General features: G+C 35.5%; 11 protein-coding genes. 3 read left to right on the plus strand and 8 right to left on the minus strand.

Annotation, left to right across the window (positions count from 1 at the left end; genetic code table 11):
- Positions 1 to 6: 6 nt before the first annotated feature.
- The 8 genes from mutL to rny all read right to left on the minus strand — a co-directional run bounded on the left by mutL (position 7) and on the right by rny (position 10,570).
- A complete protein-coding gene (mutL, locus tag E3U55_RS04760) occupies positions 7 to 1,830 on the minus strand; it encodes a DNA mismatch repair endonuclease MutL (RefSeq protein WP_134339205.1) in 1,824 nt (607 codons plus the stop codon).
- Between the two features lie 15 nt (positions 1,831 to 1,845).
- Positions 1,846 to 4,392, minus strand: a complete 2,547-nt coding sequence (mutS, locus tag E3U55_RS04765) for a DNA mismatch repair protein MutS (protein ID WP_134339206.1) — start codon at positions 4,390 to 4,392, stop codon at positions 1,846 to 1,848.
- 200 nt (positions 4,393 to 4,592) lie between these two features.
- On the minus strand, positions 4,593 to 5,120 hold the full coding sequence (cotE, locus tag E3U55_RS04770; protein ID WP_134339207.1) for an outer spore coat protein CotE: 528 nt from the start codon (positions 5,118 to 5,120) through the stop codon (positions 4,593 to 4,595).
- A 433-nt stretch (positions 5,121 to 5,553) separates the two neighbouring features.
- On the minus strand, positions 5,554 to 5,967 hold the full coding sequence (locus E3U55_RS04775; RefSeq protein ID WP_134339208.1) for a RicAFT regulatory complex protein RicA family protein: 414 nt from the start codon (positions 5,965 to 5,967) through the stop codon (positions 5,554 to 5,556).
- Positions 5,968 to 7,551 carry a tRNA (N6-isopentenyl adenosine(37)-C2)-methylthiotransferase MiaB gene (miaB, locus tag E3U55_RS04780; protein ID WP_134339209.1) on the minus strand — a complete coding sequence of 528 codons (1,584 nt, stop codon included), beginning with the start codon at positions 7,549 to 7,551 and terminating at the stop codon, positions 5,968 to 5,970.
- A 195-nt stretch (positions 7,552 to 7,746) separates the two neighbouring features.
- A complete protein-coding gene (gene spoVS, locus E3U55_RS04785; protein WP_093855602.1) occupies positions 7,747 to 8,007 on the minus strand; it encodes a stage V sporulation protein SpoVS in 261 nt (86 codons plus the stop codon).
- Between the two features lie 116 nt (positions 8,008 to 8,123).
- Positions 8,124 to 8,921 carry a TIGR00282 family metallophosphoesterase gene (locus E3U55_RS04790; protein WP_134339210.1) on the minus strand — a complete coding sequence of 266 codons (798 nt, stop codon included), beginning with the start codon at positions 8,919 to 8,921 and terminating at the stop codon, positions 8,124 to 8,126.
- An 89-nt stretch (positions 8,922 to 9,010) separates the two neighbouring features.
- Positions 9,011 to 10,570 carry a ribonuclease Y gene (gene rny, locus E3U55_RS04795; RefSeq protein ID WP_134339211.1) on the minus strand — a complete coding sequence of 520 codons (1,560 nt, stop codon included), beginning with the start codon at positions 10,568 to 10,570 and terminating at the stop codon, positions 9,011 to 9,013.
- Between the two features lie 320 nt (positions 10,571 to 10,890).
- Between rny and E3U55_RS04800 the strand changes: the two genes are divergently transcribed.
- From E3U55_RS04800 to cotJC, 3 genes are read left to right on the plus strand one after another with little or no spacing between them, the layout of a single operon-like run.
- Positions 10,891 to 11,127, plus strand: coding sequence for a spore coat associated protein CotJA (locus tag E3U55_RS04800; RefSeq protein ID WP_134339212.1), 237 nt, complete (start codon positions 10,891 to 10,893; stop codon positions 11,125 to 11,127).
- A gap of 5 nt (positions 11,128 to 11,132) precedes the next feature.
- On the plus strand, positions 11,133 to 11,393 hold the full coding sequence (locus E3U55_RS04805) for a spore coat protein CotJB (RefSeq protein WP_134339213.1): 261 nt from the start codon (positions 11,133 to 11,135) through the stop codon (positions 11,391 to 11,393).
- A gap of 22 nt (positions 11,394 to 11,415) precedes the next feature.
- Positions 11,416 to 11,985 carry a spore coat protein CotJC gene (gene cotJC / locus E3U55_RS04810; RefSeq protein WP_134339214.1) on the plus strand — a complete coding sequence of 190 codons (570 nt, stop codon included), beginning with the start codon at positions 11,416 to 11,418 and terminating at the stop codon, positions 11,983 to 11,985.
- Positions 11,986 to 12,225: the final 240 nt, after the last annotated feature.

The following is a 12,225-nucleotide window of genomic DNA, read 5'->3' on the forward strand; positions in this document are numbered from 1 at the left end:
ACACCCTTACATGATTCTCTTAAACATTCGTTGCAACTCATACTCACTAAAATGAATAACAATCGGTCGACCATGAGGGCAAGTAAAAGGATCCTTACATGTTCGTAACTGATTAAGAAGATACTCCATCTCTTGATGATTTAAATAGTGATTAGCTTTTATGGAACGTTTGCACGACATAAGAATAGCCGCTTCTTCTCTAATCTTCTCTATATCAATATTACGACCATCTATTAATTCATCCACCATATCACGAATAATTTGCTCTTCTTCTCCGTTAGGAAACCAACTAGGGTAAGAACGCACGATATAACTATAATCGCCAAACTGCTCTAAAAATAAACCTACTCGTTCTAATGAGCTTTTGTTTTCTTCTATGGCTATAGCTTCTTGATTCGTGAAATCAAATGTTAAAGGCACAGACAATTCTTGTACCTCATTAGGGGGATCGCCCAACTTTTTCTTAAAATACTCATACTTTATACGTTCTTGAGCGGCATGTTGATCAATCATATATAGCCCTTTTTCATTTTGTGCTAATATATAAGTCCCATGCAGCTGACCGATTGGGTACATTACGGGCATTCGTTCTGATTCTTCTGCTACATCCTCTGACTCATGCGATTGATTATAATGTCCTAAATCATCATCTTTCTTATCTGCCATCGATTGCTCATTGATTGAAGAATCAATAGGTTCTTGAACTTTGAATCCGTGTGACCAATCTTCTAACTCTTCCTTTTCAGTTACATCAGAAGGAGGCAAGGTCGGTTTAGTTGAACTAAATGATAATTCAGTTTGTGTTGATTTCTGTTTTTCTTTTTTCACTCCTTGTGGGATTAAGCGTTGCTGATGCAAGACTTCATAAATCGCTTGCTTAACAATATCAAACAACTCTTTTTCCTTACTGAAACGAACTTCTGTTTTAGCTGGATGAACATTAACGTCTACTAAATATGGGTCCATTTCTATCTGTAAGACAACAACTGGATATCTACCAATAGGCAAGAAGGTATGATATCCATCAAATATAGCCTTATTAATCACCGGGTTTTTAATGAAACGACCATTGACGATAAGCGAAATAAAATTTCTGTTTGATCGGGTAATTTCTGGTTTAGCTATATAACCTGATATCTTATAATCTAATGAATACTCATTGATTTTCAGCATGTTTTGAGCAATATTTTTTCCGTAAATTTGTTGAACAACTTGAAGTAAGTTTCCCGTTCCAGGACTAAAGAAAATTCTTTTACCATTGTGATAACATTCAAATCGAATATTGGGGTGTGACAATGCCATTTTATTAATGGTATCTGTAATATGACCTAACTCAGTATGAATTGTTTTTAAGTACTTAAGTCTGGCAGGAGTATTATAAAACAGGTTTTCTACGATGATTTCAGTTCCTTTTCTTTTGGTGTGCTTCTGCTTTTCTTTTATTTCTCCGCCATGAACAATTAGCTCCGTGCCAGATTGATCTCCAGTAGAAGTTCTTAAGGTTAATTGACTAACAGAAGAAATACTAGCTAATGCCTCTCCTCTAAATCCTAGTGTTTTTACTCTAAATAAATCAAATTCATCTACTATTTTACTGGTAGCATGGCGAAAGAATGCTTTTTGACAGTCCTCTGGTTCAATACCATCACCATCATCAATAACTTTAATTGTTCTTAGACCCGCTTCTTCTAAATCAACCTTAATCCATTTGCTATTAGCATCCACACTATTTTCCAGTAACTCTTTTATAACAGAAGCTGGACGTTCAACAACTTCACCGGCAGCAATTTTATTGGAAAGTTCATCAGGTAACTGTACAATTTTTCCCATTGTGATTAGCCTCCTCTAGTCCAGCTTTTTCTTCATTTCATACAATAAATTCATCGCATCCATTGGTGTCATGTTTAATAAATTCGATTCTTTTAATTGATTAATAACTTCGACATCCTTTGTGAATTTCACTTCACGTTGCTCTTCAAATAGAGTAAGTTGTTCTTCAGAAGATTCTTGTTCTCTGATTGAACTTGTTGCTTCATAGGTCTCAAGTAAGTAGTTCGCACGGTCAATGATATCATGAGGAAGATTAGCTAGTTTTGCGACGTGTACCCCGTAACTCTTGTCAGCTTTTCCTTCTTTAATATGGTGTAAGAAAACGACTTCTCCTTCATGTTCATCTACTTCTACGTGAACATTTTTAAGGTGATCTAATGAATCTTCTAAAGCCGTCAGTTCATGGTAATGTGTTGAGAATAATGTCTTCGCACCTATATGGTGGTGAATATACTCCACAATCGATTGAGCTAGCGCCATACCGTCATAAGTACTCGTTCCTCGACCTATTTCATCAAACAATATTAAACTGTCTTTTGATGCATTTCTTACAGCGTGCTCAGCTTCTAACATTTCTACCATAAATGTACTCTGACCAGACACTAAATCATCCGCTGCACCAATTCGAGTAAATATTTGATCAAATACTGGCAGATTGGCCGAATGAGCAGGTACAAAACAACCAATTTGAGCCATGATCACAATTAAACCGAGTTGACGCATATACGTACTTTTACCAGCCATATTCGGACCGGTAATTAATAAAATATTAGTGTTTTGGTCTAATTGAAAACTATTAGGCACAAATTCATCTTTCATGACTTGCTCCACAACTGGGTGGCGAGCATTCTCTACATTTACAGAATGATTTTGTACAATATTAGGTTGAACATAATTATTTTCTTCACTTACAATAGCAAAGCTTAATAATACATCAATTTGACTAATTTTATCAGCTAATAGTTGTAATGAAGGAATGTATTCTTTCATTTGTTCTCTAATTTCTATAAATAAATCATATTCTAAAGCTACACTCTTATCATTTGCTTCAAGAATTAGGCGTTCTTTCTCTTTCAACTCTGGAGTAATATACCGTTCTGCATTAGTTAATGTTTGCTTACGCTCATAGCGAGATAAATCAACATTAGCTATATTGGCCTTGGTAACCTCAATATAATACCCGAACACTTTGTTATAGCCTACTTTAAGAGATTTAATTCCTGTATGTTCACGTTCTTGAGCTTCCAGATTTGCTACCCATGTTTTACCGTTGCGAGAAGCTTCTCTATATTCATCTAATTGCTGATGATAGCCATCTTTAATAATGCCACCTTCCGTAATTGAAATCGGCGGTTCTTCAGCAATCCCTTTATCTAATAATTTGAATATCGCTTCATAAGGTTTGAGGTCAGGTAATAATGATTGAATTGTAGATTCTTCAATCTGATCAATCGTTTGTTTGATTCTTGGAAGTGTACTGAGTGAACGTTTTAATTGAAGTAAATCTCTGGCATTAACATTTCCATATGACACACGACCTGCTAATCGTTCAATATCATAAATATCTTTTAAAGCTTCTTTCAATTCCTCACGTTCAAAAAAGTGGTCGATGAAAGCCTGAACCTGCTTATGTCGATTTTCAATAATCGATTTTGATAATAGTGGTCGGTCGATCCACTTTTTAAGTCGTCTGGCACCCATTGCAGTTGATGTACGATCTAGAACAGATAACAAAGTTCCCTTTTTACTTTTATCACGGATAGATTCCATAAGCTCTAAATTACGTTTAGAGTATAAATCCAGCTTCATGTATTGAGCCAATTCAACATACTCTACTTGCTGTAAATGTAATAGAAATCTTTTTTGAGAATGATATATATATTGAAATACTCGACCAAAACCACGAATCAGTCGTTGGTCAGATAAATTATCTACTAAGTATTGATAATCGTCTGGAATTTGTTCTCGGTCCTCAAAAGATATGGTCACATTTAGATAGTGATATAATTCTTCTCTCATCTCATCATTAAAATCACCAGGCAGTACAATTTCTCGTACTGGGCGATTATATAATTCACTTAATACATCTTTAAAATTATTTTCAATTATACTAACGAAACTTTCACCAGTTGATAGATCTACATACGTTAAAATGTAATCCTGTTGGTCAGGCGTAATTGATACGATGAAATTATTTTCGTCTTCTGATAGCATACTATCTTCCATTATAGTCCCAGGTGTTATGACTTGTACGACCTCACGCTTAACTACACCTTTAGCAACTTTTGGATCTTCAACTTGTTCACAAATGGCTACTTTATACCCTTTTTCAATGAGTGCTTTTATATATCGCTCTGCTGAATGATATGGCACACCACACATAGGTATTTTCTCTTCCCCACCATCTCGTTGAGTCAGCGTGATCTCTAATTCTTTCGAAGCTTTAAGCGCATCATCAAAGAACATTTCATAGAAATCACCTAATCGGAAGAATAAAAACGAATCTTTATTAGCTTGTTTAATATTTATATATTGTTCCATCATTGGCGTGTACTTTGCCATTTATGTAGTCCCCCATTTAAACTATATCTAATCGTCATTATAGCATAGGTGTTCTGTAAAATTCATTGGTATGTACAATATGGAAAAATAAAAAAGGCTGATAAAAACCAGCCTTTTAAACATGAGTCATTTTGAGTAAAGAATAAAGTAAGTGAAGAACTCTGACTTTTGCTAATAAGCGTATATTCTAAATTCTTCTCTTAGTCTTTGTCGACATCAATTTCTGATAATTCAGCTTCTAACTCATCAAAATCGAAGTCATCTTCATCAAAACCATTCGGCTCAACTTTTGCCCAAACCTTTGTTTCTCCAATGATATCAACGACGAATTCACGTTCGAGTTCAACTTTAATTTTACCACTATCATCAATCGTACACTCTAACGTATTAGGTTGTTGTGTAGCACGAGCAACGACATCAAAGTTGTTTGAGATACATTTTTTATCCTTCATTACAATTGGTACTTTATCCACGTATTGTTTTCTTTCAGTAACAACCTCTGTCTTGGTATTGTCACTATATGAATACCAAACGTTAATATCATAAGCACCTGTGACCTCAACTGTATTTCCTTTTTTCTTTGCTTCATACTGATGATTGATGACCCAACACCCAAGAATACTTGTTGGTCTATGGTTTGGAGTAACCATATGAAGTGTTTCTGTGAACTTCTTCCCTTTACCACAAACTGCTTTAGTTATAATTTCGCGATAATCGCGGTCGAACATGCCTGATCCTCCTCCTTTATTAGCCAATTTATTTTATGCAAATTAGGTATTTGTTGTGATTGTTGGCTTAATTGTTTTATGTTTCATATTCATTCATATGTAAATGCCCATTAAAATGTTAATAAGAAAGGAGAAAGAAAAAATAAAGATCTATGGAATTAACCATAGACCTTTTAAATATGAACTGTGTTAAAATTCAATACTTATGAAAATGAAGAGCGAAAGGCGGCGACTCCTGGTCGACTAACTACGGCCACGTCCTGCGCCTGCGGTTACTCGGCGCAAAATAACGCAAAGAAGTAAAACAAAGTAGCTTTTGTGGCCGACGTCGACACTTGAGCGTCCAGGTCTTCGGAAAGCGTCCGCCTGCAGTGACTCGTAAAATTAACTTTAATCTTTTACGAAACGTAATTAAAGGTGCAACTTTTAGTTACTAAACACGATTAATTTTTGAACCTGTTTCGCCTTTTAGAACATCTCCGCCTGTTGAACGAATGATTTCATCTGTTACTTCATTAGCAATTGTATTTGTAATACGTTGTAACAGATCATTAACCACAACCTGGGAGTCTTTAAATTCCTGAACAATTGGTATTTCATCAAGTTCTTTTTGTAGACGATCTAATTCTTCCTCAACGCGTTTTAATGCTTCACCTTTGCCATAATGCTGTAAGTTAACAGCCTGCTTTTGAAGAGCTTTAATTTTTTTAATATAGCTCTGTACTTTATTACTGTCGTTTATCTTTTCTTCAAGCTGTTTAAAACGTTCAATCTCTTCAATATTAGCAAGTTTTTTAGCTAAATCTTTAGCTTCTGCAACTACTTGTTCACGTGTATATTCTGCCATTTAAATCACCTCTGCTGGTTCTGCGACATCTTCTTCTATTAATTCGCCGCCTAATGACCAAGTTTTAGTTTCATTGATTTTTACATTTACGATTTGACCAATAGCGGATTTAGGTCCATCGAAGTTAACTAATTTACCTCGTTCAGTATATCCAGCTAATTTCTCATCGTTATTTTTACTAGTTCCTTCTACTAGTACTTTTACAACTTTACCTTCGTATTTCTCCATTGCATCTTTCGAGTATTGGTTAACAACTTCATTCAAGCGATGCAGGCGTTTTTTCTTAACCTCATCAGATACGTTGTCTTCAATACGCGCTGCAGGAGTACCATCTCGTGGAGAGAAGATAAAGGTAAAGGCACCCTCAAATCCGACTTCATGATATAAAGAAATAGTTTCTTCAAACTGTTCTTCTGTCTCATTTGGGAAACCAACTATAATATCTGTTGTTAATGCTGCGTTTGGAATTTGTTCTTTAATCTTACGAACTAATTCTAAATAACTTTCACGTGTATAACGACGTGCCATCACACGTAATACCTCTGAACTACCTGACTGAACAGGTAAGTGAATATACGGCATTAAGTTACCACCTTTAGCTAACACTTCAACTAAACGATCATCGAAGTCACGTGGGTGTGATGTCGTAAACTTAATACGCGGAATATCAATCTTACGTAATTCATCCATTAAATCGCCTAAGCCATATTCTATATCGAGGTCTTTACCGTAAGCATTAACGTTTTGACCTAATAAAGTTACTTCTTTATATCCTTGCGCGGCTAGGTGACGAATCTCTTGGATGATATCCTCAGGTCGACGGCTACGTTCTTTACCACGCGTATAAGGAACAATGCAGTAAGTACAAAACTTGTCACAACCGTACATAATGTTAACCCATGCTTTAATACGACCTTGACGGCGTTTTGGAAGATTCTCAATAATGTCGCCTTCTTTAGACCAAACTTCAACAACCATCTCTTTACTCATTAATGCATTATATACAAGCTGAGGCAGACGGTGGATGTTATGAGTACCAAAAATCAAATCTACATACTGGTGTTTTTTCAAGATTCTATTTACTACCGATTCTTCTTGTGACATACAGCCACAAACACCGATAATTAAATCAGGGTTCTCACGCTTTAGTGCCTTCAAGTGACCTATCTCACCAAACACTTTATTTTCAGCATTTTCACGAATCGCACAAGTATTTAGTAGAATAATATCGGCTTCGTTTTGATCTGTTGTAGATTCATAACCCATTTCAGATAAAATCCCAGACATAACCTCAGTATCATGTTCGTTCATTTGACAGCCATAAGTACGAATTAAGAATTTCTTCCCTTTACCTAACCCTTGAAATTGTTCTTCAATTTCAAAGTCATCATGGTATTCTACTTCTTTTCTAAGTCGTTTCTTTGCTTTTTTCATATTTGGTGGTTCATAGGTTGCTTCAAAATATTTTAAAAAGTCATCAGAAGTCTTTTCTTTTAAACGTTTTAAGTTACCCTCATCGGATTTTACGTCCGCAGGATCAACTTGTTTAATTTGACTCTGTTGCTTCCTTTGTTCTTCGTTCATATATTTAAACTCCTTTCATTAAAAAAATAGCCACTTTCACATCTGTTACATTATTAAAGTATAAATCCTAACCTTGATTTTAACAATACAACACTCCCTAATACAAAGAAAAACATGAAAAATGTCAAATATCATACACAAATTAAGCATACAAAAAACGCCCAGAAAGAATTCTGAGCGTTAGCATTCTAGAAATTATCTAGGCTCTACAATTAATTTGATTGCTGTTCTTTCTTCTTGATCAATCATGATATCTGTAAATGCTGGAATACAAATTAAGTCAACACCACTAGGAGCAACAAATCCTCTTGCAATCGCTACCGCTTTAACTGCCTGGTTAAGAGCACCCGCACCAATTGCTTGAATTTCTGCTGATCCGCGTTCGCGAAGTACATTAGCCAACGCTCCGGCTACAGAGTTTGGATTTGACTTTGCTGATACTTTTAATATTTCCATTACTAGTTCCTCCTTAATTGACTATTGGATATTCATAACTAATTTATTCAGCATTCTTTTGTTCTATTCCTTTAATTATGAACTAGTTTTCCGAAAAATTCAAATATTCAATTACATTAGTCGAAATTAAAATGGTCAGGATTGATAAGAATTCGCTTTATAGTATTAGTTTTACCCGTTTTATCATCAATTGAAACAAATATACCACTTAAAACTGTTCGTTCTGTTTCAGGAACCTCGAATTTACTTGGTAAGCCTGTTTTAAATTTACGGATAATAGCTTCTTTTTCCATTCCTAAGATACTATCATAAGCACCTGTCATCCCAACATCAGTAATGTATCCAGTTCCGTTTGTTAAAACTCTTTCATCTGAAGTTTGAATATGAGTATGTGTGCCCACAACAGCCGATACTTTACCATCCAAGTACCACCCCATTGCTTGTTTTTCACTAGTAGCTTCACCATGGAAATCTACAAATATAATATCAGTTTTCGATTTTGCCTCTTTTATTAAATCATCTATTACCTGAAAAGGATCATCTAACGGATTCATAAATGTACGACCCATAAGGTTTATAACTGCCACTGTCTTTTGTTTAGTTTTAATAAACTGAAGACCTTTACCTGGTGTACCTTCTGGGTAATTTGCTGGACGAACTAATTGATCAGCACCATCAATAAAATCAAATATTTCCTTCTTATCCCAAGCATGGTTCCCTAGAGTAATGACGTCCGCTCCCCATTCAAGAAATTGGTGATAAAGCTTTTTGGTTAAACCTTTCCCATGAGCTGCGTTTTCTCCATTAACAATAGTTAGGTCAGCTCGGTATTTTTGTTTTAATGTATTAAGATTATTTTGTAATGCCAATCGACCTGGCTTACCTACAATATCTCCTATAAATAAGATGTTCATACTTGATTCCTTTCTATTTCTAAATATACGTAAATAGTTACATAATCTTATATTAAAGTCAAAAATAAAAACGGCTATATAAGCCGTTTTTATTTCGCATATTCAACTACTCTTGTCTCTCTGATTACTGTAACTTTAATATGCCCTGGATAATCCAGTCCATCTTCAATCTTCTTACGAATGTCTCTTGCTAATTGAGTTGCTTTAGCATCATCAATATCATCTGGTCTAACCATAATTCTTACTTCACGACCAGCCTGAATAGCAAATGACTTTTCAACACCTTCGTAAGTATCAGCAATTTCTTCAAGTTTTTCTAAACGTTTAATGTAATTTTCTAACGATTCACTTCTTGCACCTGGTCGAGCGGCAGATAATGCATCAGCCGCTGCAACTAATACAGATATAACACTAGTCGCTTCTTCGTCTCCATGGTGAGAAGCAATGGCGTTAATAACTACCTCATGCTCTTTATATTTTTGAGCCAGTTCTTTACCAATTTCGACGTGGCTACCCTCAACCTCATGGTCAACAGCTTTACCAATGTCATGTAATAAACCTGCACGTCTTGCTAAGTTCTCATCTTCACCCAATTCCGCCGCAAGTAATCCTGATAGATACGCAACTTCTAATGAGTGTTTTAGAACATTTTGTCCGTAACTAGTACGATATTTCAAACGACCGATAATCTTAATAAGGTCTGGATGGATACCATGTGATCCAATATCAAATGTTGCTTGTTCACCAACTTCACGGATATATTCATCTACTTCTCTACGAGATTTTTCTACCATCTCTTCAATTCTTGCAGGGTGAATACGTCCATCTTGAACCAGGTTTTCAAGAGCAATTCTCGCAATTTCTCTTCTAACTGGATCGAATCCTGATAAAATAACAGCCTCTGGCGTATCATCTATGATGAGATCAATACCAGTTAATGTCTCTAACGTACGGATATTACGACCTTCTCTACCGATAATACGACCTTTCATTTCATCGTTCGGTAAGTTAACAACTGATACGGTGGTTTCTGACACGTGTTCAGCAGCACAACGCTGTATTGCTAGTGATAGAACTTTTTTCGCTTTCTTGTCAGCCTCTTCTTTTGCTCTATTTTCAGCTTCCTTAATCATCAATGCCGTTTCATGTTCCATCTCTTTTTCAACACGGTCAATAATGACTTGTTTAGCTTGATCCTGAGTTAGGCCAGAAATACGTTCAAGTTCTGTTTGCTGTGTCTTTAATAACTCATCCACTTTGCTTTCGGCTTCATTTAGTTGTTGTTGTTTTTCATTCAGCGATTCCTCTTTCTTCTCTAACATTAGCTCACGTTTATCTAATGTTTCACTTTTTCGATCAAGCGTTTCCTCTTTTTGCAAGAGTCGATTTTCTTGTTTTTGAACTTCAGTACGTCTTTCTCTTAATTCGTTCTCTTGTTCTTGACGTAAACGGTGATTTTCATCCTTTGCTTCCAAAAGAGCCTCACGCTTTGCAGATTCCGCGTTTCTTTTACCCTCTTCGACAATCTGTTTCGCGAGTTCCTCTGCGCTAGAAATCTTCGCTTCAGCAATCGATTTACGAATCATATAACCAACAACAATACCGACAACTGCAAGCAAAATGGAGATGAGTATTGCCATACTATCCATACTTTCACCTCCTCTTGCTATTCAAATTTTTCTTTTTCTTTCATACATTTCAGTCGGTAATGTACAATCATTCATTTCATCATTTTTATCAGTAAAAATGAAAATTATACAATTTAATTTTAAGCTTGTCTAGTCTTCATGTCAAGGAATTGTCAAACTATTTCAGAGTTTACAAGAATCATTTTTACCTATTGAGAACAATTACAAGCCTATTAATAATATCATTATATAACATTTTGAAAATAGTATTAGAATAATTTCATCTTTAGTAAATATAATTCTAGGAGAATATTATTTAAAGTGAGGTGTATGAACAGCTTATGGAAAATTCACCAAATACCTACACTTGGATGAAAACTTATCAAACCTATCATAGTGTATATGATCCTTGCCCACCACTTGGTACAAGATATTATAGTACCCCGCCTAATTTATATCTTGGTTTCCAACCTCCAAATCTCGAACAATTTCAACCGAATAAAGCTTTAAAAAAGGGAACATTATGGCCAATTTTGTACGATTATTATGAAAATCCCTATGAAAAGAAAAGGAGGTAAAAAGTATGGAACAATTACCTCAAGAATATTATCAATTACTCGAGGAAATACAATCTGTAGATTTCGTAATAGTAGAACTAACTTTATATTTAGACACTCACCCTGATGACTATAATGCTTTGCAACAATATAACCAGTTTGCAGCGTACAGTAAAAAATTAAAAGATAACTTTGAATCTCTATTTGGACCACTTGAACAAGGAAGCCTTATCAAAAATACAGATTATTGGAGTTGGAGCAGTAGTCCTTGGCCTTGGCAAGTATAACATAAAGAAGGAGGACATAAGTGTGTGGAAATATGAGAAAAAATTACAGTACCCTGTAAAAGTAAGTACATGTAATCCAACTCTAGCAAAATATTTAATTGAACAATATGGTGGTGCTGATGGTGAATTAGCAGCCGCACTTAGATACTTAAATCAACGATATACCATCCCTGATAAGGTAGTCGGTCTTTTAACAGATATTGGCACTGAAGAATTCGCTCATTTAGAAATGATCGCTACCATGATTTATAAACTTACAAAAGATGCCACACCTGAACAGCTTAAAGAAGCTGGAATAGATGCACATTATGTGAACCATGATAAAGCGTTATTTTATCACAATGCAGCAGGTGCACCATTTACTGCAACATATATTCAAGCTAAAGGTGATCCTATTGCAGATTTATATGAAGATATTGCTGCAGAAGAAAAAGCTAGAGCTACCTACCAATGGATTATTGATTTGTCTGATGATCCCGATTTAAATGATTCTTTACGCTTCTTAAGAGAAAGAGAAGTCGTTCACTCTCAGCGGTTTAGAGAAGCAGTAGAAATATTAAAAGAAGAACGTGATCGTAAAAAAATATTCTAAAAGTTTATAACTGTACTCATTGAAACTACAGGCGAACCGCTTTCCGCGGGCACGGCCTCAACGAAGGAACATCAATGAATAATCTCCATTGCACCTTTGCACCGAGGAAGCTTACTTCGAAGCATTCCTAGAAGACGCAGGTGCATCCCGCGTGATTTTCGGCTCGTGCTTTTCCCGCGAAGACCTGGACGGTCAAGTGTCGACGTTGGCCACAAAAGCTACTTGCTTTACTTCTTTGCG

The sequence above is a fragment of the Filobacillus milosensis genome, from assembly GCF_004402015.1.
GTDB classification, from domain to species: domain Bacteria; phylum Bacillota; class Bacilli; order Bacillales; family Alkalibacillaceae; genus Filobacillus; species Filobacillus milosensis.

Excerpts from the sequence above, each read along its gene's own strand:
- mutL (WP_134339205.1), bottom strand. The coding sequence starts at position 1,830 with ATGGGAAAAATTGTACAGTTACCTGATGAACTTTCCAATAAAATTGCT.
- mutS (WP_134339206.1), bottom strand. The coding sequence starts at position 4,392 with ATGGCAAAGTACACGCCAATGATGGAACAATATATAAATATTAAACAA.
- cotE (WP_134339207.1), bottom strand. The coding sequence starts at position 5,120 with ATGTTCGACCGCGATTATCGCGAAATTATAACTAAAGCAGTTTGTGGT.
- E3U55_RS04775 (WP_134339208.1), bottom strand. The coding sequence starts at position 5,967 with ATGGCAGAATATACACGTGAACAAGTAGTTGCAGAAGCTAAAGATTTA.
- miaB (WP_134339209.1), bottom strand. The coding sequence starts at position 7,551 with ATGAACGAAGAACAAAGGAAGCAACAGAGTCAAATTAAACAAGTTGAT.
- spoVS (WP_093855602.1), bottom strand. The coding sequence starts at position 8,007 with ATGGAAATATTAAAAGTATCAGCAAAGTCAAATCCAAACTCTGTAGCC.
- E3U55_RS04790 (WP_134339210.1), bottom strand. The coding sequence starts at position 8,921 with ATGAACATCTTATTTATAGGAGATATTGTAGGTAAGCCAGGTCGATTG.
- rny (WP_134339211.1), bottom strand. The coding sequence starts at position 10,570 with ATGGATAGTATGGCAATACTCATCTCCATTTTGCTTGCAGTTGTCGGT.
- E3U55_RS04800 (WP_134339212.1), top strand. The coding sequence starts at position 10,891 with ATGGAAAATTCACCAAATACCTACACTTGGATGAAAACTTATCAAACC.
- E3U55_RS04805 (WP_134339213.1), top strand. The coding sequence starts at position 11,133 with ATGGAACAATTACCTCAAGAATATTATCAATTACTCGAGGAAATACAA.